The 21476-nt window shown below is 37.1% G+C and carries 22 protein-coding genes; 9 read left to right on the top strand and 13 right to left on the bottom strand.

Annotated features, from left to right (window positions below; all coding sequences use genetic code 11):
• Positions 1-80 precede the first annotated feature (80 nt).
• From pgaC to O1Q81_RS00090, 5 genes are all read right to left on the bottom strand, one after another.
• On the bottom strand, positions 81-1319 hold the full coding sequence (gene pgaC, locus O1Q81_RS00110; protein WP_386697631.1) for a poly-beta-1,6-N-acetyl-D-glucosamine synthase: 1239 nt from the start codon (positions 1317-1319) through the stop codon (positions 81-83).
• A gap of 21 nt (positions 1320-1340) precedes the next feature.
• Positions 1341-3038, bottom strand: coding sequence for a poly-beta-1,6-N-acetyl-D-glucosamine N-deacetylase PgaB (pgaB, locus tag O1Q81_RS00105; RefSeq protein ID WP_386697628.1), 1698 nt, complete (start codon positions 3036-3038; stop codon positions 1341-1343).
• Positions 3039-3055: 17 nt separating this feature from the next.
• Positions 3056-5551 (bottom strand): poly-beta-1,6 N-acetyl-D-glucosamine export porin PgaA, encoded by a 2496-nt coding sequence (pgaA, locus tag O1Q81_RS00100; RefSeq protein WP_386697625.1) that lies wholly within the window; start codon positions 5549-5551, stop codon positions 3056-3058.
• A 257-nt stretch (positions 5552-5808) separates the two neighbouring features.
• Positions 5809-6627, bottom strand: coding sequence for a YgfZ/GcvT domain-containing protein (locus tag O1Q81_RS00095; RefSeq protein WP_386697622.1), 819 nt, complete (start codon positions 6625-6627; stop codon positions 5809-5811).
• Between the two features lie 2 nt (positions 6628-6629).
• Positions 6630-7493, bottom strand: a complete 864-nt coding sequence (locus O1Q81_RS00090; RefSeq protein WP_386697619.1) for a YicC/YloC family endoribonuclease — start codon at positions 7491-7493, stop codon at positions 6630-6632.
• Between the two features lie 115 nt (positions 7494-7608).
• Between O1Q81_RS00090 and rph the strand changes: the two genes are divergently transcribed.
• The gene (gene rph, locus O1Q81_RS00085; RefSeq protein ID WP_386697616.1) at positions 7609-8325 is read left to right on the top strand and encodes a ribonuclease PH; all 717 of its coding nucleotides are present in this window, start codon (positions 7609-7611) and stop codon (positions 8323-8325) included.
• A gap of 16 nt (positions 8326-8341) precedes the next feature.
• The gene (pyrE, locus tag O1Q81_RS00080; RefSeq protein WP_386692338.1) at positions 8342-8986 is read left to right on the top strand and encodes an orotate phosphoribosyltransferase; all 645 of its coding nucleotides are present in this window, start codon (positions 8342-8344) and stop codon (positions 8984-8986) included.
• A gap of 41 nt (positions 8987-9027) precedes the next feature.
• Here the strand turns inward: pyrE and metJ are convergent, their stop codons facing one another.
• The 5 genes from metJ to radC form a co-directional block, all read right to left on the bottom strand.
• Entirely contained in the window at positions 9028-9345 is a 318-nt protein-coding gene (metJ, locus tag O1Q81_RS00075) for a met regulon transcriptional regulator MetJ (RefSeq protein ID WP_132300148.1), read from the bottom strand.
• A gap of 66 nt (positions 9346-9411) precedes the next feature.
• On the bottom strand, positions 9412-10224 hold the full coding sequence (gene mutM, locus O1Q81_RS00070; protein ID WP_386697614.1) for a bifunctional DNA-formamidopyrimidine glycosylase/DNA-(apurinic or apyrimidinic site) lyase: 813 nt from the start codon (positions 10222-10224) through the stop codon (positions 9412-9414).
• A gap of 71 nt (positions 10225-10295) precedes the next feature.
• Positions 10296-10466, bottom strand: a complete 171-nt coding sequence (gene rpmG / locus O1Q81_RS00065) for a 50S ribosomal protein L33 (RefSeq protein ID WP_077464092.1) — start codon at positions 10464-10466, stop codon at positions 10296-10298.
• Between the two features lie 11 nt (positions 10467-10477).
• Complete coding sequence (gene rpmB / locus O1Q81_RS00060; protein ID WP_005599762.1) at positions 10478-10714, bottom strand: 50S ribosomal protein L28; 237 nt, start codon at positions 10712-10714, stop codon at positions 10478-10480.
• Positions 10715-10940: 226 nt separating this feature from the next.
• Positions 10941-11603 (bottom strand): DNA repair protein RadC, encoded by a 663-nt coding sequence (gene radC / locus O1Q81_RS00055; protein WP_386697611.1) that lies wholly within the window; start codon positions 11601-11603, stop codon positions 10941-10943.
• A gap of 163 nt (positions 11604-11766) precedes the next feature.
• Here radC and coaBC point away from each other — a divergent pair, with 163 nt between their 5' ends.
• The 7 genes from coaBC (at position 11767) to O1Q81_RS00020 (ending at position 17849) form a co-directional block, all read left to right on the top strand.
• Entirely contained in the window at positions 11767-12984 is a 1218-nt protein-coding gene (coaBC, locus tag O1Q81_RS00050; RefSeq protein ID WP_386697608.1) for a bifunctional phosphopantothenoylcysteine decarboxylase/phosphopantothenate--cysteine ligase CoaBC, read from the top strand.
• Positions 12959-13426 (top strand): dUTP diphosphatase, encoded by a 468-nt coding sequence (gene dut, locus O1Q81_RS00045; protein ID WP_386687802.1) that lies wholly within the window; start codon positions 12959-12961, stop codon positions 13424-13426. Before coaBC ends, dut begins: the two co-directional genes overlap by 26 nt.
• Before the next feature lie 13 nt (positions 13427-13439).
• Positions 13440-14096 (top strand): nucleoid occlusion factor SlmA, encoded by a 657-nt coding sequence (gene slmA / locus O1Q81_RS00040; protein WP_386690302.1) that lies wholly within the window; start codon positions 13440-13442, stop codon positions 14094-14096.
• A gap of 9 nt (positions 14097-14105) precedes the next feature.
• Positions 14106-14324: a YheU family protein gene (locus tag O1Q81_RS00035; RefSeq protein WP_386697605.1), complete on the top strand. Its 219-nt coding sequence runs from the start codon at positions 14106-14108 to the stop codon at positions 14322-14324.
• Between the two features lie 70 nt (positions 14325-14394).
• Entirely contained in the window at positions 14395-15066 is a 672-nt protein-coding gene (gene crp / locus O1Q81_RS00030) for a cAMP-activated global transcriptional regulator CRP (RefSeq protein ID WP_386687798.1), read from the top strand.
• Positions 15067-15160: 94 nt separating this feature from the next.
• A complete protein-coding gene (locus O1Q81_RS00025; protein WP_386687796.1) occupies positions 15161-15916 on the top strand; it encodes a methyltransferase domain-containing protein in 756 nt (251 codons plus the stop codon).
• 118 nt (positions 15917-16034) lie between these two features.
• On the top strand, positions 16035-17849 hold the full coding sequence (locus O1Q81_RS00020) for a monovalent cation:proton antiporter-2 (CPA2) family protein (protein ID WP_386694944.1): 1815 nt from the start codon (positions 16035-16037) through the stop codon (positions 17847-17849).
• A gap of 31 nt (positions 17850-17880) precedes the next feature.
• Here O1Q81_RS00020 and recF read toward each other — a convergent pair whose 3' ends face one another.
• From recF to dnaA, 3 genes are read right to left on the bottom strand one after another with little or no spacing between them, the layout of a single operon-like run.
• Entirely contained in the window at positions 17881-18966 is a 1086-nt protein-coding gene (gene recF / locus O1Q81_RS00015) for a DNA replication/repair protein RecF (protein ID WP_386697602.1), read from the bottom strand.
• Between the two features lie 28 nt (positions 18967-18994).
• Complete coding sequence (dnaN, locus tag O1Q81_RS00010; protein WP_386697599.1) at positions 18995-20095, bottom strand: DNA polymerase III subunit beta; 1101 nt, start codon at positions 20093-20095, stop codon at positions 18995-18997.
• A 16-nt stretch (positions 20096-20111) separates the two neighbouring features.
• Positions 20112-21476, bottom strand: coding sequence for a chromosomal replication initiator protein DnaA (gene dnaA, locus O1Q81_RS00005; RefSeq protein WP_386687788.1), 1365 nt, complete (start codon positions 21474-21476; stop codon positions 20112-20114).

Below are 21476 nucleotides of genomic sequence, written 5' to 3'. Positions count from 1 at the left end.
TTACTTTTTAGTTTTGATTTCCATTCTAATCTTTTACTTTTATTAATTACCATTAAGGATTGTAAGTATCTATCAAACATTTAGACCCCCCTATCTGGGCTTATCCAAACGGCTAATTTAGATTTATTTCTAAAAATAGCTTTAGGAATCCCAATTAATAAAGTGATTGTATTTAAGAACCAGTATATGTATGGATACCATATTGTAGATAAGGCGTACAGTAATAATCCTTTTTCATAACGACTATCAATATATAAACTAACCACACACTGTAAGAAGAATGAAAAAAACATGATAGATATACCATTATGAAACAATGAATTATTTACCAAAGTTATATTAAGTAGGTTGGTTACAATATCTGTTATTGCAAAAACAGCTAAAACAACAGCCCAAATCGCAGTAATAAAATATTCAATGTACATTGGCCATAAACGACGATTTTTTAATCTCCAAACTTGAGGGAAATACTTAATAATAGTTTCTGCACCACCTTGAGCCCAACGTAATCTTTGTCTGAATAAGCCTTTTAGACGTTCTGGCATTAAAACCCAGCATAATGCTCGAGGTTCATACGCAATATTGTATCCTGCTGTTTGAATTTTCCAACTAATATCAATATCTTCGGTAATCATATTAGTACTCCAACCACCGATCCGAATCATTAAGTCTTTACGGAATAAACAACATACTCCAGAAACAGTAAAAATTGTTCCCATCAGACCTTGTGCTCGTTTAATTAAGCCAATAATTGCACTGAATTCAGAAACTTGTAAGCGTCCTAATATTGTACTGCGATTACGGACTCGAGGATTACCAGTTATGGCTCCATAACTTAAATCTGATTCCAGTATATGAACCATATAATCAATAGCTTTATAATCAAGAATGGCATCACCATCAATACATGCTACATACTTCCCTTTTGCAATGGTTAATCCATGATTTAATGCACTCGCTTTACCAGAGTTTTTTTGATGTAATGCAATGATTTCTGGATGTTTAGCTGCCCATTGATCAATAATTTCACCTGTATCATCCTTACTTCCGTCATTAATAAAAATAAGCTCATAGTTTGGATAGGTTAGATTTAATAAATGTGGTATTGATTCATTAAGATTAGCCCCCTCATTATAACAAGGGATCATTATGCTCACTAAAGGAACATCATTTTTATTCCTTTGGTAAAATTTGGGATATCCAAATTTATTTTCTCGCATAAGAAAATAATATAATCCAGCAATACTCCAATAAACAGCCATTAATGCAGGATAAATAAATACAAAAGTATTTAGAAATTCAATAATATTAGTAAACATGTTAAATTTCCCGATCCTTTTTTATAAACTAGGATAGCCTTTACTAAAATCATCAGTTTTATAGCCAAAACTATAAATACCATGTTTTTCTAGTAATTTAATCCAGCTAATGATTTCTGGTTCTTTGAATTTCCCTTTGCTTTTATTATTTGAAGAGGAAAAATCAAATAGAATCTGTTTGTTATTGTTAGTATAGCTAATTAATTTTGTTAATTCTGTTTTAACATCATTTGCATTTATATCTTCTGAATCAGGATTGACAGAAAGAAGTATTTGACCATAATTTGCAGATAGCTGTTCTAAGTTATTTTCTAGCTTATTATGATTTTTTAAATCTATATTTAAATTATAAGCTGAATTTAGAGGACCATCAGGAATCATCGCATAGGTTTCTAATTCTTTTTTTAGTATATTGGTGAGCTTTATTATCTCTGCTGGGTGTTCCGATGCTAATGTTTGATCATTAAATAAAACGCCACTGAACTTTGCATAATAGGATAAATCATTATAGATGGATTTAATTGCTTCAAGTTTATTATTAGCCTGAGGAAGATTAAATGCCATAATCGGCATTTCAGCATAAACTTTTACGCCTGCACGAGTAAATAATGACCATGCAATACGTGAGAATAAGTCTGCCTTTACGGGTAAATAGGCATTAGGAAAATAAAGAGCATCAGCGATATTATCTTGATTTTCATCAGAATACGCTTGTAAATAGACAATATTAGTTCCAGAACGATGTATTTTCTCAATTATAGAATCAATATTCTTATTCAATAGTTGTAAATTTGGGTTGTATATATCATCTAGTTTTACATGAGTAGCTCGAATGATTAAGGAATCTTTAGAACCAGTAGTTAAATATTCTGTTATCGCATCAAAACTTGTTTCTTGCTCTAATAATAAGCGTCCTATATTATGTTCACCAACTTTATTTAAGTTGTCATCGTCTAAAGAAAAAGAATATGACATACCAGCTTTACTAGCTGCTATCATAGCCGCTGTGGTAAAATTCCCATAAGGCCATACCATAATCTGTGGAGATTTTCCGATAGCTCGTTTTATATCTTTGGCGGATTCTTTAAAATCTTTTTCAATTCGTTGTATATATTGGTCTTTAGTTTCATATTTACCATTTTCATATTTTGCTGCAATAATTGCAGGTAATTGACTTCCAGCAGGATTAGCAGGGTGACCATAATGCTGATTATAGCTATGAGAGGCAATTTCAACTAACCCACTTTGATACATTTCTTTGATGTGTTCCCAAGTTGTCATTGTTGAACGAGGCAAAGTAGTATTGCTATATGGAATTTGGGCATTTTTAGGGGCATTTATCCAGCTCGCTACTGGGGCGAAAACAGCAGGATAGTGATAGGCTTTCAATAAAGGAAAGATAACACTATACATTGTTTCGTATCCATCATCAAAAGAGAGTAACACTGCTTTATCTGGTAAAGTAGTAGAACCCTTTTCGGCATCAATTATTTGTTGCCAACTGACTACATGGTAGTTATTTTCTTTTAACCAATTAAAATGTTGAATTAGGTGTTGTACTGAAATCGTTTGTGGATAGTAATAGTTAGTACCTGCCTTATTTGTTTCATCAACAACAGAATGATAAGCCAATACGCCATATTCATTATTCTTAGCATAACCAGTTACTGAGAATAGTGCTGTTAATAGCATTATTCCAAAGAAATAAATATTTTTCATAAAATCCTAACCTAAAATTAAAAAATAATTGAGAAACCTAGATTCGCAAAATTATTGTATTCAGCTTCTCCGTCATAAATATTTCGTTTACGCCCCACTTCATAAGAAATTTCTATTTTTTTATCTATACGCCAATTATGTCCATAACTTATAGACCATATTTTTTCGCTTGATTTATTAGACGGAATAGAGGCATTAATAATGCCAGATTGCCAGTGATGTCCGAGTGTCGCATTAACGTGGTGATTTAATGATAAACCATAATTTAATGGTTGGTTATAGCTCACATCTATTCCTGTTTCTAAAGAACGGCTATTAAGAGGGTTGTAATACCAAATATTTTCATTATTTTTACTATTTCTCATATAATCAAAGCGTAATGAATTTGAGATATTCCAAAGATCATGCACAAACGTTTGAACTTTCGCCAAAAAACTTGCATTTTTACGTTTATTACCATCATCAAATTTCATTAAACCGAAATTAGCACCTAATGAAAATAAATCAGCGTAAGTATAAACCATGCCAAGTCCAATATTTTTTGTGTCAATATTTTGATAAATGGCTTTAACAGGCGTATTGCTTCCATTTTTAGACGCATTAAGATTAAATTGCCAGCGTTGGTTTAATCTGTAATTAGCCTTTGTTTGCAGATAAACTTTATTTTTTAGTTGGTATTGTTCAAAAATTTTATCGTTTAAATTTAAATATCTCCCTACTTCAAGATTTAAATTAAATGGATAAAAATTAAGATCTAGACCTGTCCCTAATCGCTCTAGTCTAAGTTTATTCTTAAATCTTATATCTGGTGATTTGGTATTAATATAATGCAAGTAAATACTATGCCCATCTTCAGTTTTAGGTGAATAAAGATAATATTCTTGGTTAAATTCATTACCAATACTTGATAAACCCTCTGCATTTTTTGAGGTTTGATGAGAAAGTCCTAAAGAACCAACTAAACGAGCTTTACGGGCAAGTTCATAGCGTTCAATTAAACTTTTTTGTGAGTTTCTTTGTTGTTCTGTGAACTGGTTGATAATGTTACTGGCTTGAGTATAATCACCATTATCAAGGGCAATATGAGTTCTCATCGCTTGCACGGCTAAATGGTTTTCTGTAAATAGAAATGCTTGAGCTTTATTTGCCCAATAGAGAGCATCATCATTATTATTATGAAAACGCTCAAATTCACTGCGGGCAAGCATTACCCATGGATCCATTTTTTTGCCTGCTAGTCTTTCATTTAATAAAGCAAGAGCTTCAGATGATTTACCACGCCAAGTATTTAAATTAATTTGTGAATAATAGATTGCATCAGCCAATGGATTAGCAATACGTTGTTTCTGGGTAAAATCCAAGATATACGGCGTTGCTTTAATGCTATCTAAATAAGTTTGTGCTTGTTCAAAATAACCTGCATCACTAGAGGCTCGGAATAGTTTTAATAATAATTCAGGTGTTGCTTTGTGATTTTTAGTAATTTGCTGTTTTTCAATTTCTTTATAAATAGTTAGTGCTTTAAAGGGAGAACCCGAAGCTAAAAGATAATCAGCATAACTTTCTTTCACATAGTTAGGTAATTCATTATCACCGTATTGCTGTTGTAAGGTTAAATAAAGTTGTTTTGCGTCTTTATTTTTATTCAATTTGGTGGCAAGAACAAAACGATCTTGTAAAACAGATTTATATAACGGGGAATTTTTATCTAGTTTTTTAGATAGATTCAATAATTTAGCATAGGCTTGTTCTTGTAATACAGGATCAGAGTTAGAAACTTGAACAAAATTAATGGTATGCTCATACTCTTGCCATAATAAATCCTTATCTTTCAGTAGAGTAGGATAATTCTGGATAATTCGTTCTCTTACTACATCAATCTTATATTTTGCCGCTAAACGATATAATTGGAGTGCGATTTCTTTGTTTTCTGGGTGCAAAGCTAGTTCGTTTTGTAAACGTCCTAATTTTGCCATATCCCCTTCAGTACGGTCATTCAAATAAGTAGAGGCATCAATGTATCCACGATCTTTACCAAAACGTTTTTGATAGTTAGTCAAATAACGTCGGGCCATATTAAAATCGCCCATATCAATGGAAACTAATGTACATCCTAACAGACCATTAGAATTTTTACTAAAACGGTGGTTTAGTTCCTCGTATAAGGCAAGAGAATATTGATATTTCTTAATATTACGAGCTGCTTTAGCGATATTTTCTAGCTCATTTTCAGTGAAATCTCTCAATTTACAATTTGAGCATACTGATACAACCTCGCTAAAACGATTTTTTTTCATTAATAAAGCAATTAAGTCATCTCGCACTAGTTTATCTTTGGTTTGAAGATATAGTGTTTTCATTTGCTCAATCGCTGTACTGAGCTGATCTTCGCCTAGACGAGAGAAAATAACAATTTCTTCCCTTTTTACATCAATTTCTCCAGCCATAGCAAGGGTAGGTAATACACTTAAAGCAGTCATTACCCAATATTTTTTATATAAATTTTTGTTCATAAAATCCAATTAGTCACCATCTATCCCATGATGTTGACCCCTAATAATTAGTATTCGGCGAAAGTTTATCATGAAATGAGTATTATTCCAATAATATGGAGTGGTCATACCTCATCTTATTGGAAGATAAAGGAAAATTTTATAAAAAATAAAGAGATACTATATCTTATATAGCTTGTATTGGGTTCAAGATAGACAAAATATCCCCTTTAATGAGGCTAAGATAAGGGGATATTTTGCAATAAATATAATTAAATTTAATGGGCTGAATTGAGTAATTTCAGACTAACTTCTGAATTAGGTAATCTAAATAGCAGTTCTTGGTGAGTATCTTGGTTTAACACAACTTGTAACCATAGAATTCCTTCAAAATTCACCGCACTAATAATCGTGCCAGTAGCTCGCCAGCCACTTTCCAACCGCATTTCAATTTCACCGCCAATGTCGGGCGTTAAATCGGTGTCGGCTTTAAACACAAACATCGCTCGCTTATTTGCCCCCCGATATTTGGCTCGTGCCACCGTTTCTTGTCCGATATAACAGCCTTTCTGGAATGAAATTGCCTGTTCTAAGGTTTGCAAATTCAAGGCTTGTGGAATAAATTCCCCTTGGGTTTTATCAGTTAAAATCGGGTAGCCTTGTTGAATATCGGCTAAATCCCATAATGTAAAATCTGCATTAAATTGCACCGCACTTTCGGGGTTGATTAAAATACAGCGGTTAGTAAATTTGACGCAAACTTGAGCCGAAAATTCACTATCTTCGTCAATTAGACCAACAAGTTGAGCATTAAGCTCGGTAAAGCTGACTTTGGAAAATACCGCATATTTTTTTAACTGATCTAATCCTGTCGGTAACAGAGAATGATGAATCATCACATAAAACTGATCGCTTTCTATACGAATTAAACGAAAAATGGAAGTCATTTTGCCTTTAGGATCACAATGGGCAGTAATCGTATGATCGCCAAGGGCTAATTTTGTGACATCACAGGTGAGTTGCCCTTGCAGATATTTTTCTGCGTCTATTCCTGCAATTTCAATTAAGCGATATTGTTCAAGAGAAATGATGCTCATACTTACTCCAAATTCTGAATTTGCTCACGCATTTGCTCAATCAACACTTTAAGCTCTACGGCGGAAGCGGTGATTTCCGCATTAATGGATTTTGATGCCAGCGTATTGGATTCACGGTTGAGTTCCTGCATCATAAAATCCAGTTTACGCCCTACCGCTCCCCCTTTTTTCAGGATAGATGCTGTTTCCTTAACGTGCATTTGCAAGCGATCCAATTCTTCTGCTACATCAATACGTTGTGCTAACAACACCATTTCTTGCTCTAGGCGAGTAGGGTCGGCTTGCAGTTGAATTTCATCAAAACGTTGTTGTAAGCGATCCCGTTGCCATTGCAAAATCTCGGGCATTTTTAACCGCACTTTATCCGCCTCTATCTTGATAGCTTGTAAGCGTTGCTCAATGACATCTTTTAATTTATCCCCCTCACGCCCACGCATAACAATAAATTCAGCCAGCAGTTGATCAAACCCAGTCAACAGATCTTGGCTAATCACATCTAAATCTTGTTCTGGTGTTTCGACTACTCCTGGGTAACGTAATATGTCGGTTAAATTAATCTCTCCCTCACCAGCTTGAGCTTTAATCCATTTTAGAGATTGAATCACTTGCTCAGTGAGTTCCTGATTTAAATTTAGGCTGGTAGCGGTTTGTTTTTTCGTGTCAATGCGTAAGTTACATTCAATTTTACCACGGGTCAGATTTTGGCGAAGTTTTTCACGTAAACTGTTTTCTAAGCCCCGAAATTGTTCAGGTAAACGGAAGAAATTTTCCAAATAACGTTGATTTACCGAGCGGATTTCCCACACGGCATCACCCCAGTCCTTTTTAATTTCAAAGCGGGCGAAAGCGGTCATGCTGTAAATCATATTTTTATCCTTTAACTTGTTATATCTATTTACTGCTCTTATTGTACTGTTAAATTTCGTTTCTGTCATTTTGCGTGCTAAAATAACCGCAAATTTGTCAAAATAAGGAATAAAAATGCGTCCAGATAACCGTGCCAATAACGCCCCCCGTCCAATTAAAATTACCCGTCATTACACTAAACACGCCGAAGGTTCGGTGCTGGTGGAATTTGGTGCAACCAAAGTGATTTGTACCGCCAGTGTCGATGAATCCGTACCACGCTTTTTAAAAGGACAAGGGCAAGGTTGGGTAACGGCGGAATACGGCATGTTGCCACGTTCCACCCATAGCCGTATGCAACGTGAAGCAGCGAAAGGCAAACAGGGTGGTCGTACCATGGAAATTCAACGCCTAATTGCTCGTTCTTTACGTGCCATGATCGATCTTGAAGCCCTAGGCGAACGTTCTATTACACTTGATTGTGATGTTATTCAAGCGGACGGTGGCACTCGCACGGCTTCAATTACTGGAGCTTGCGTAGCGTTAATTGATGCGGTCAACGGTTTAGTCGCAAATGGCACCTTAAAAGCCAGTCCAATCAAAGGGTTAGTATCAGCGATTTCAGTCGGCATTGTGAATGGTGAAGCCGTGTGTGATTTGGAATATGTAGAAGATTCCAACGCCGAAACCGATATGAATGTCGTCATGATGGAAGACGGGCGAATGATCGAAGTGCAAGGCACCGCAGAGGGTGAACCCTTTTCTCATCAAGAATTATTGAATTTGTTAGATTTAGCCAAACAGGGTTGTGAGCAAATTTTTGTGGCACAGCGAGAAGCGTTAAATCAATAAAAGTGCGGTGAAAAATATGCAAGATTACAAACAACAATTTATCCAATTTGCCTTAAGTCGCAATGTGTTACGTTTTGGCGAATTTACGTTAAAATCAGGCAGAAAAAGCCCGTATTTTTTCAATGCTGGCTTATTTAACACGGGAGCCGATTTAGCCCGTTTAGGCGAATTTTATGCACAAGCTATTCAAGCCAGTGGCTTGGCTTATGATGTGATTTTTGGACCTGCTTATAAAGGGATTCCCATTGGCACAACGGTTTCGGTGGCGTTGTTTAATCAATTTGGTTTAGATAAACCCGTTTGCTTTAACCGCAAAGAAGCTAAAGATCACGGTGAGGGCGGAAATCTAATCGGTTCACCGTTACAAGGCAAAGTATTATTGGTAGATGACGTCATTACCGCAGGTACGGCAATTCGTGAAGCTATGGATATTATTGCAGCCAACGGTGCAAGCCTAAGTGCGGTGGTCATTGCGTTAAATCGCAAAGAAAAAGGCAAAGGTGAATTGTCAGCAATTCAGGAAGTGGAACGGGATTATCAATGTGATGTGTTGTCGATTGTAGATTTAGACGATTTAATGCAGTTTATTGAAAATGATAGCCAATATTCGCAGTATTTACCAGCGATGCGAGAATATCGTGAGAAATATGGTGTAGCATGATAAAAATAAATTAACCCCAGCCTTGGGGTTGATTTTCGGTGCTAATATTCCCACTCATCAGGATCAATCCCCAATTCACGCATAATATCCTTGGCATTTTCAGGAATTTCATTATTGCGATCTTTGAGTAAATCTTCGTCAGTTGGCAAAGGCTGTCCCGTGAATGCGTGTAAAAAGGCTTCGCACAGCAATTCGCTGTTAGTGGCATGACGTAGGTTTTTAATTTGGCGACGCGTACGTTCGTTGGTTAAAATTTCCAATACTTTAATTGGAATGGATACTGTGATTTTTTTGACTTGCTCGCTCTTTTTACCGTGTTCGGCATAAGGGCTGATGTATTTGCCGTTCCAATTCGCCATAACCTGTCCTATATAACTTCAAAAACTAGGGGTATTTTAATCAAAAATGGGGGGAATAACAATCAACTATTTTTTCTGACACTTTGGACAAAAGAAACTGTTCCGCTGACCAATCACTAAACTTTCAATTTTTGTACCGCACTTTACACAGGCTTGATCTTTTTTGCCGTAGATTTGTAGTTCTTGAGCAAAATAACCTGGTTTGCCATCAGGTTGTAAAAAGTCTTGTAAGGTGGTGCCGCCTTGTTCTATCGCACGTTGTAGCTCTTTTTTAATGGTGGAGACGAGTAATTCTGCTTGTTTTTTAGTGATCGTACCCGTTAATTTTTGTGGGTGAAGTCCACATTGAAATAGCACTTCGTTAGCATAAATATTGCCAACGCCGACCACGAAAGCATTATCCATTAAGAAGACTTTAAGTGCGGTGTGTTTTTTACGAGATTTTTTAAACAGATAGTCTGCGGTAAATTGCTCCGAAAGCGGTTCAGGTCCAAGTTTCATAAAGAGATGAAAATCATCTAAATTATCCGTCCAAAGCCATGCCCCAAAACGACGAGGATCGTTGTATCGCATAATTTTTCCGTTGTTCATCACAATATCCAGATGATCGTGTTTTTCCACAGGATCATTTTTTTCAACAATACGCACCGATCCCGACATCCCCAAATGCCCGATAATGTAGCCTTTTTCCGTATGAATAATCAGGTATTTAGCACGGCGTGAAAGTGCGGTGATTTTTACTTGCGAAAGTTGACTTAGCTCAGGCGAAACTTGCCAGCGTAATTTAGCTTGGCGAACAATAATTTTTTCAATAGTAAAACCAGTCAGGTAAGGAGCAATACCATTTTTAGCGGTTTCCACTTCGGGTAATTCGGGCATAGTGTATTCCTTAAAATTTACCTACAAAAAAACCCGAGCAAGTCGGGTCTTTCATTCTGTTTAAAATCAAATTATTTGATTTTAGCTTCTTTATAAACAACGTGTTTACGCACTACTGGATCAAATTTTTTGATTTCCATTTTTTCAGGCATATTACGTTTGTTTTTAGTTGTTGTGTAGAAATGACCAGTTTCAGCAGTAGAAACTAATTTAATTTTCTCACGAGCACCTTTAGCTGCCATCTTTTAGCTCCTTAGATTTTCTCGCCACGAGCACGGATTTCAGCTAATACTGCATCAATGCCTTTTTTATCAATAATACGCATACCTTTCGCTGTTAAGCGTAAAGTTACGAAACGGTTTTCACTCTCAACCCAAAAACGGTGAGTGTGTAAGTTAGGTAGAAAACGACGACGAGTCGCATTCAATGCGTGTGAGCGGTTGTTACCAACAGCTGGACGCTTGCCTGTTACTTGACAGACTCTTGACATAATAAACTCCAATAATTAAATATAAGCTCGAGCTTACGGTTCGGATACAATTTCAAGGAAAGCCTTGATAGCCACCTCGTCAGGTCGCTGTAGCCGACCCGCTTACTATATTAAAGGCTGTGAATTATACTCACATAATTCGACTTTCTCAAGGAAAAAATACGTTTTCTGTGAAAAATGCAGGAGATTTTGCTTTCAATCTGCAAAATGATCCTTATTTGAGATCTTATAAACAGGCATTTTCCGCAAAAGAGAAATAACAACCCTTTCCAATAATAAAATGATCTAAAACACGAATATCCATTAATTCCGCCGCTTGCTTAATTTTTTTTGTGATTAGCTTATCTGACTCGCTAGGATTGGCAAGACCTGATGGGTGGTTGTGGGCTAAAATTAATGCAACAGCATTGCAATATAAGGCAGTTTTGATGATTTCTCTAGGGTGAACACTAGCTGAATTGACGGAACCTAGAAACATATCTTCTTGTTTAATTAAACGGTGTTGATTATCTAAAAATAACACTAAAAACACTTCTCGCTCATAATGTTCCATTTCCGCCTGCAAATATAGCCGTACAGTTTCCGATTGGTTGAAGATATGAGAAAATTTTATTTCTTCTAATAAATAGCGTTTGGTCATTTCGGTACAGGCTTGCAGTTGGATAAACTGAGTAATCCCTATACCTTTAAAGGCACAAAATTGTTTTTGTGTAGCAGAAATTAAACCTCGTAATGAACCAAAATGTTGGATAACCGCAGCAGATAGCTGCATTACTGGGCAGCCTTTAATGCCAGTACGTAGGAATATGGCTAATAATTCATCATCGGTTAAAGCGGAAGCGCCTAAGTTGAGTAATTTTTCTCGTGGCATTAAGGGTGAAGTTGACATGGTTTTACTCTAAATTATAAAAAATCACACCGCACTTTGTGATAATTTAATGAGTTTGGCGAGAAATTTATGCTGATTTTGGAATACAGATCAAAAAATCCTATGTTTTCTTCCGCCAAATTGAAGTAAAATGGGTGGCAATAGATGTGAGAAAGGACTAACAATGACAAATTTGCAACATAAACGAATTGTAGTGGGGATAACAGGTGGCATTGCAGCCTATAAAACTATTGAATTTATTCGTTTATTACGCAAAGTGGGTGCTGAAGTGAGAACCGTATTAACTCCAGCGGGTGCGGAATTTGTCACACCTTTAACCTTGCAAGCTATTTCTGGCAATCCCGTGGCTCAATCTTTGCTTGATCCGCAAGCCGAATTAGCCATGGGGCATATTGAATTAGCCAAGTGGGCAGACCTTGTGGTGATTGCTCCAGCCAGTGCGGATTTTATTGCCCGTTTAAGCGTAGGTATGGCGAATGATCTGCTTTCAACCCTGTGTTTAGCTACATCAGCCCCGATTTTGTTAGCTCCTGCAATGAATCAACAAATGTACCGTCAAACGGTGACACAGCAGAATATTCTGTCATTACAACAACGTGGTATATTATTTATTGGACCGAATAGTGGAGAACAGGCGTGTGGTGATGTGGGTGCTGGGCGAATGTCAGAGCCGCAAGAAATTTTTACCGCCGTTGAACAACACTTTTCTATTTCGCAGGATTTAGTTGGTTTAAATATTGCAATTACCGCTGGTCCTACTCAAGAAGCCATTGATCCAGTACGTTATATTAGTAATCACAGCTCGGGTAAAATGGGTTTTGCTATTGCGAATGCGTTTGCTCAACGTGGAGCGAATGTCACCTTAATTAGTGGACCAGTTAATTTAGCAACACCTAGCAAGGTTAATCGAATTAATGTGCTTTCCGCTCAACAAATGTGGCAAGTTGCACTTGAAAGTGCGGTGAAAAATCACATATTTATTGCTTGTGCGGCAGTAGCGGATTATCGAGTGGCTGACATTGCTGAACAAAAAATCAAAAAATCCAGTAATGAAATGCAACTTACTTTAGTGAAAAATCCAGATATTGTATCCGATGTGGGTCATTTAACCGAAAATCGCCCATTTACGGTGGGATTTGCGGCTGAAACGCAACGAGTAGAGCAGTATGCACAAGATAAATTGTTACGTAAGAAATTGGATATGATTTGTGCTAATGATGTATCGAATGGACAGGTTTTCGGGGCAGATCAAAATGCGTTAAAATTGTTTTGGCAAAATGGCTCAGAACAGTTACCTGAAACCAGCAAACAACAATTAGCTCAACAATTAGTGAATAAAATCGTCGAGAAATACTATGCAAAAAAATACAAAAAAAATTGATGTAAAAATTTTAGACAGCCGTATTGGCAACGAATTTCCGTTACCCACTTATGCGACCACAGGTTCAGCAGGCTTAGATTTGCGAGCATTGATAGAACAAAGTTTTGAAATTCAACCTGGGGAAAGCAAATTAATTCCGACAGGGTTATCTATTTATATTGCGGATCCAAATTTGGCAGCCGTGATTCTACCACGTTCAGGTTTAGGGCATAAAAATGGCATTGTACTTGGCAATTTAGTTGGCTTGATCGACAGTGATTATCAAGGACCGTTGATGGTATCTGTGTGGAATCGTGGCGATAAACCATTTAAAATTGAAGTGGGCGATCGTATTGCACAATTAGTTTTTGTGCCAGTGCTACAAGCGGAATTTAATATTGTGGAAGAATTTACTCAAACAGACCGTGGTGAGGGTGGTTTTGGACATTCAGGAAAACAATAATGCGAGTAAATAAATAATGGTAGAACAGTTGGAAATTGCAGATATTGAGCCTGCTATGGTGGAAAAATCTGTACCCAAAATAGAAAAGCGTAGTGTTAAAGAACGCCGTCAGCAAGTGTTAGCCGTGTTGGCAAGTATGCTTCATTCCGAACGTGGCATGGAGCGTATGACTACGGCACGTTTAGCCGAAGCTGTGGGGGTGTCGGAAGCTGCTTTGTATCGTTATTTCCCTAGCAAAACCAAAATGTTTGAAGCCTTGATTGAAAATATTGAACAGAATTTATTTATTCGTATTTCACAATCAACGAAAATGGAAACTAACACGCAAAATCGAGTGCATGATATTTTGCAGATGATTTTGGATTTTGCTCGTAAAAACCCAGGTATGACAAGAATTCTGACGGGTCATGCGTTAATGTTTGAAGATACACAATTACAAACTCGTGTAGCTCAATTCTTTGATCGGCTAGAATTACAATTTGTGAATATTTTACAGATGCGGAAATTACGCGAGGGCAAAACCTTTGCCACAGATGAACGAACTATTGCAAGTTATCTCGTTACTTTTTGTGAGGGGCAATTTATGCGTTATGTACGAACGAATTTTCGCCGAACAGTTAATCAAAGTTTTGACCAGCAATGGCAACTTATTGAACCCTTATTTGCATAGAGGATAACGATGATTATTCCTTGGCAAGAGCTTGAAGAAGATACCTTGATTAATCTTGTGGAGAGTTTTATTTTGCGAGAAGGCACAGATTATGGTGTTAAAGAATTATCTTTAAGTCAGAAAACACAAAATTTACTTGATCAAATTCGGCAAGAAAAAGTTGTTATTGTTTGGTCAGAATTACATGAAACCATTGATATTAAGAATAAAACGGATTTTCTGCGATAGGTTTGTTTATCTCAAAGTAAGTTAGGGGAGATAGCAAAGCCTATGGTTGATTAGGACAAAGAGGTTATTTATGCCAGAACAAGTACAACAAGTTGAAGCTCATCAAGAAAAGAAACCCGCTCATACTATGGATCCCACATTAGAGTGGTTTGTTTCCCATTGCCACATTCATAAATATTCTATGAAAACGACTATTATTCATGCAGGTGAAAAGGCGGAAACTTTATATTATTTAATTAAAGGAGCTGCATCTGTATCGACCAAAGATGAAGATGGCAAAGAAATGCTATTGACCTATTTGGGGTCTGGCGATTTCTTTGGCGAGGCGGGTTTATTTAATGAAAATGACGTGCGTTCGGCGTGGATTCGAGCTAAAACTACTTGTGAAGTGGCAGAAATTTCTTATAAAAAATTTCGTCAGTTAGTGCAAGTCAATCCTGATGTATTAATGATTTTAGCTGGACAATTAGCTAAACGCTTAAGAACCACATCCCAGCAAGTAAAAAATTTAGCTTTCTTAGATGTGACAGGTCGTATCGCACAAACCTTATTGAATCTTGCCAAAATGCCAGATGCAATGACGCACCCAGAGGGGATGCAGATTAAGATTACTCGCCAAGAAATTGGTCAAATGGTGGGCTGTTCAAGAGAAACCGTTGGGCGAATTTTGAAGATGCTAGAAGATGAACATCTGATAACTGCTCATGGTAAAACCATAGTGGTGTATGGAACGAGAGAATAACGAAAGTGCGGTGAAAATTCACCGTATTTTTTTATGAATAATCGTATAAAATCTGATATATTTACTCAAGTATTTTAATTTGAGGAGCAAGCAAATGAAAAAAGATGAAGTCGGACATAATTTTTTAGCTCGTTTAGGTAAAACTCGTTTACGCCCTGGTGGTAAAAAAGCGACTGATTGGTTAATTGCCAATGGTGATTTTGATGCCAATAAGAAAGTGCTTGAGGTTGCTTGTAATATGGGAACCACGGCTATTGGTCTTGCTAAACAATTTGGTTGTCATATTGAAGGGGTAGATTTAGATGAAGCCGCATTAGAAAAAGCCAAGAAAAATATTGAAGCAAATGGTTTACAAGATAAAATTCATGTGCAACGTGCCAATGCAATGAAATTACCATTTGAAGATAATACCTTTGATATTGTGATTAACGAAGCTATGTTAACTATGTTGCCAATACAGGCGAAGATAAAAGCGATTGAAGAATATTTTCGAGTGCTAAAACCGAATGGTTTGTTATTAACTCATGATGTGATGTTAACGACAGAAGATGCTGAACCCGTGATTAAGCAATTACGTGAAGCCATTAATATTACCGTAACACCACTGACACGTGATGGTTGGAAAGAGTTATTTAAGCAAGCAGGATTCCGCAATGTGGATAGTTTTAATGGTGAGATGAGTTTGTTATCACCAAAAGGCATGATTCACGATGAAGGTTTTTTTGGGGCGTTACGTATCGTATCTAATGCAATGAAATCAGAAAATAGGGAAACCTTTAAGAAAATGTTTAAAGTGTTTAATGATCCTGATAAAAAACTGAATTTCATTGCAGTATGTAGTCAGAAATAAAGAAATTTTTAGTGAAAGTGCGGTGAATTTAGCTGCACTTTTTTATTTTATATAGCGATTTTTAAATTAGCCTTAAAACTGCTATAGTTTAGTAAATTTATTTACATGGGGGGAGATTATGGCAGCTGTTGAAGGTGCTAATCAATTAGTTCAAGTGGTGATTTTATTAGGGGCAGCTATTGTTGCCGTACCACTTTTCAAACGTCTGGGATTAGGTTCAGTATTAGGTTATCTGGCAGCAGGACTTGCCATAGGACCTTTTGGCTTACAACTGTTTAAAGATCCGAATTCTATTATTCACGTGGCTGAACTTGGCGTGGTGATGTTCTTGTTTATTATCGGCTTAGAAATGAAACCCTCTCATCTTTGGGGATTACGCCGTCAGATCTTTGGTTTAGGGGCATTGCAAGTCACTATCTGTGGTGTGTTATTAATGTTAGTGGGAGCTTATTTATTAGGCTTTTCTTGGCAGACCGCCTTTGTTATTGGTGCTGGCTTTGTGCTAAATTCCACCGCCATTATTATGCAAGTGTTAGCTGAACGTGGTCAAATGAGTAGTCAAAGTGGGCAGAAAATGATTTCCATTTTGCTGTTTGAAGATTTGTTGATTGTTCCATTATTGGCAGTTGTGGCGTTTTTGTCACCAATTGATACCAAAACCCCTGAGCCTTTATGGCAGGAATTGGCGGTAGGTAGTGGATCTATTGTAATGCTGGTGGTAGCTGGACTTTGGTTGCTTAATCCGTTATTCCGTATTCTGGCACGGACTAAATTACGTGAAATGATGACGGCAGCAGCTTTATTGGTGGTTTTAGGGGCAGCCTTATTAATGGAAGCTAGTGGATTATCTGCTGCCATGGGAGCTTTTATTGCTGGCGTATTATTATCAAATTCAAGTTTTCGTCATCAACTAGAAGCGGATATTGAGCCATTTCGTGGTTTATTATTAGGGCTTTTTTTCTTAGGCGTAGGCATGTCTTTAGATTTGTCGTTAGTCTTTCATAATTTTGTCTTTATTTTATTCAGTGTATTTGCCTTAATGTTTGCTAACGGATTAGGGATTTATCTGGCAGCACGAATGAGTCGTAGTAGTAATGCCGTTGCTTTAGAGCGTGCTTTTATTATGGCATTGGGGGGAGAATTTGCTTTTGTGGTGTTTGCAGCTGCCGCAAATCAACATGTGATTACTTCACAACAACAAGCCAATGGTGTGGCTATTGTGGTGTTATCTATGGTACTAAGTCCTTTGTTAATCATAATCCATAAGAAATATATTGAACCCTATTTTGCTCGCACAGAAGTGGAACGAGAACACGATCATATTGATGAAAAACACCCAATTATTTTGGTGGGATTTGGTCGAGTAGGGCAAGTGGTCAACAGTATGCTGACTATGTCAGGCTATGCGGTTACGGTGATTGATCGTGATGAAGAAATTATTTCAGGTATGCGAAAATTAGGTATAAAAGCCTATTATGGCAATGCAGAACGCCCTGAAATTTTACATCATGCAGGCGTTGAGAATGCCGAGATGCTGATTGTTACATCAGGCAAAAAAGAAAAAGCATCACATGTAGTAGAACTTGCCAGAAAAATGAATCCTAATATCCGTATTTTAGCACGTGCAAATGATTTATTTCACGTTTATGAACTCTATCAAATGGGAGCAGATCGTCAAGTACGTGAAACCTTTGATTCTGCGGTGCGAATGGGTCGTTATGCGTTAGAAGATTTAGGTATAGATGAACAAAAAGCAGGTGAAATTAGTCACTGTTATTATCAGCGAGATCGTCACCGTACTCGCTTAATGGCAGAAGTCTATGATCCAAGTTTTAAACATAAATTCCAAAATAAAGAAATGGTTAAAATTTCGTTGGAACATGATCAGGAAACCATGGTTGAGATCCAACAGATTTTGCAAAGGGAAGAATAGTGCCTAAAATTTGGTCCAAAATAACCGCAGTTTATTTATTTAATAATGTGATATTTCCCTCTATCACAGAAAAACTGCGGTGCTTTTCTACTGACATTTGAGCTAGTTGATCTTGAGTAATTGCTGTAATGAATACCTGTGATTGGCTTTGTTGCAAGCGTTCGGCAAGTAAGGAGCGTTTGATCTCATCAAGTTCTGAGGCAAAATCGTCAATGAGAAAAATACAGTGGCGATTTTTTTGTTGCATTAAATGTTCGCCTTGAGCAAGTCGCAAGGCACACATCAGTAATTTTAGTTGACCACGAGAAAGCACATCTTCCACTGGAAATCCATTAGCTTTAAAACGAAAATCAGCTTTTTGCGGACCAGAAACCGTATAGCCGATTTGTTTATCCCGTTGGAAATTTTCTCGTAACACATCAGCATAATCACTGTCTTTTTCCCAACCTTGATGAAAGCTCAGTTGAATTTCTAGTTCGGGTAAAAATAATTGGCAAGTTTGTTCTATGGTTGGACTGAGAGCTTGTGCGTACTTATTTCGCCATTGGGTAACTTGATGAGCAAGTTTGGCAAGTTCAATGTCCCAAATTTTTAGGGCGTTGTAATCGTAAGTTTGCTGTAAGGCGGCATTACGTTGTTTAAGTAAACGATTGAGAGCAGACCATATCGCATGAAAACTTGCTTGATGATGAAATAACCCCCAGTCTAAAAAAGCACGACGATAGCTAGGACCACCATTGAGTAGGGTTAAACCTTCAGGGGTAATAATTTGCATGGGGAGTAAATGAGCCAGATCGGAAATTTTATTACCGTCTTCGCCGTTGATTTTGACAATGGTATTACCGTCTTTACGTTGCTTTTGTAGCCCTACTGACCATTGATGTTGCTGTTCTTGAATTCGCCCGTGTAGAGTAAAATGCGGTTGTTCGTAGCGGATTATTCGGGTGGTCACATTGCTTTTAAAGGATCGACCATGGCTTAGGTAGAAAAGGCTTTCTAGCAAATTGGTTTTTCCGCTCCCATTATTGCCGATCAAAAAGTTAAAGCCGTGGTCAAATTCAAGATCCACGGCGGTAAAATTACGAAAGTCTTCAATAAGTAAGCGAGAGATTGCCATAAAGTGCGGTCTATATTAGTAATATTTTTTATAACCGCATAGGCATAATCACATATTCTGCACTGCCGTCTTCACAATCTTCAATTAAACAGCTTGATGAGGCATCAACTAACCGCATACGTACACGTTTACATTTTAACGCATTGAGTACATCTAAAATATAGCTGGCATTAAAGCCCACTTCCATTTCTTCGCTTTGATAAGATACGTCTAAAATTTCTTCGACTTCTTCGTGTTCTTGGTTGGTGGCTAAAATACGAAGTTGGTTTTCACTTAATTGTAAACGAACGGTACGAACCCGATCTGTGGAAAGAATGGCGGCACGCACAAAAGATTGTTTTAAGGCTTCCCAGTCACCCTCCAAAATACGATCTGCATTACGTGGTAAAACACGACGATAATCAGGGAAACGTCCGTCAATCAGTTTGGTAGTAAATACTAACGAACCTAATTGCACACGTAAATTATTGGTACCGATTTGTAAGTGAGCAGGTTCTTCACTGCTTGAGTCTAATAATCTTGCCAGTTCCAATACCCCTTTACGAGGCACGATAACGGCATGATTTTGTAATTCTTGTTCAAGGGGAATAGTGCAAACCGCTAAACGATGACCATCTGTAGAAACCGTGCGTAATAAATTACCTTCAGTTTCTAACTTCATTCCATTTAACGCATAACGAGCATCATTGTTTGCCATGGAGAATTGTGTTGCATCAATTAAACGACGTATAATATTTTGGGTTACAGTAAAATCTACTTCCGATTGCCAGTTGGTTAAATTTGGGTATTCATCCGCAGGAAAAGTGGTTAAATTAAATTTGGTGCGACCAGAACGGATAATAGCTCGATCTTCTTCAAAATCTATCGTAATCGAAGCAGTTTCAGGCAAACTACGACAAATTTCTAAGAATTTTCTGGCAGGGATAGTGAAGTTACCCTCCGCATTATTTTGTAATGGTGCTTGTGCGGAAAGTTCGACTTCTAAATCAGTACCTGTAATAGTCAGGATATTACCTTTTATTTGTAATAAGACATTGTTTAATACAGGAATATTAGGGCGATTGCTCAACACACCGCAAACTTGTTGTAATGGTTTTAATAAATCTTCTCTTGAAATAATGAGTTGCATAGTGATTTCCCTTTTATTAAGCCGATAAAGTGCGGTTTAAATTTACCCAATCTTCTTCAATATTACTATCTGTTTCACGTAGTTCTAAAGTCTTGCGGCAAGCATGTAATACCGTGGTATGATCACGATCACCAAAATTTTTACCAATTTCAGGTAAGCTACGATTAGTCAGTTCTTTAGCTAATGCCATAGCTAATTGACGTGGTCGAGCAACGGAGCGAGAACGATTTTTAGATTTTAAATCTGAGACCTTAATACGGTAATATTCAGCCACCACTTTTTGAATATTCTCAATAGTAACTAATTTTTCTTGTAATGCCAAAATATCTTTTAAGGTTTCTTCGGCAAAATCTCTGGTAATCGGTTTGCCCGTAAATTCAGCGTAGGCTTGTACTCGGTTTAATGCCCCTTCCAGATCACGCACATTGCTCCGCAGTCTTTCTGCAATAAAATAGGCAACATCTTCGGGTAAGTTTAAGTTTTTTTCTTCCGCTTTTTTCAGCAAAATAGCAATACGGGTTTCTAATTCAGGGGGTTGAATTTGTAAGGTTAAACCCACACCAAAGCGCGATGTTAAACGTTCAGTAAAGTTTTCAATACCTTTAGGTAAGCGATCGGAGGTGAGAATAATTTGTCGTCCCCCCTCAAATAAGGAATTAAAGGTATGGAAAAATTCTTCTTGTGTTCCGCTTTTTCCTGCAAAAAATTGAATGTCATCAATGAGTAACACATCTAAAGAGCGGTATTTTTTCTTAAATTCTTCCAGTTTTTCACTTTTTAGTGCTTTTACCATTTCTTGTACATAACGCTCAGAACGAACATACATAATACGAGCTTTAGGGTTGTCAGATAAAATGGCATTGCCAATCGCATGTAATAAATGGCTTTTACCTAAGCCTGTACTACCGTATAAAAACAGAGGGTTGGCTAATTTGTCGCCAGGATTTTTCGCCACTTTCAAGGCAGCAGAACGGGCTAATTGATTTGATTTCCCTCCCACAAAGTTTTCAAAGGTATAGTATGATTCAAGGTGGGTTTCAAATGTCTTATTATTTGAAATCCTAGGATTTTTCACTGCACTATTATCCGTCATCTCAACAGTATTCATCGGGGCTTTAGGGCTAGGTTTTACCCCCTCTTGTAATTTCACCACTAAATCTGGATTATGGCTAACTTGTTGGGCTAAAGAGATGATTTTTTCTAAATAATGACTTTCTACCCAATTTTTAATAAACCGATTAGAGGCATATAAGGTGATCAGATTATCGTTGTTAGCATCTGCTTGCAACGGACGCAACCACATATTAAAGTCGTTAGAAGAAATTTGATCTTGTAATTGCAAAAGGCATTGTTGCCATAGGGTTGACACGTCGAAGTTCAT

Source organism: Lonepinella sp. MS14436, assembly GCF_042470565.1.
Lineage (GTDB): Bacteria > Pseudomonadota > Gammaproteobacteria > Enterobacterales > Pasteurellaceae > Lonepinella.
Note: the sequence above shows the minus strand (reverse complement) of the source record. Positions and strands in the feature narration are given on the sequence as shown.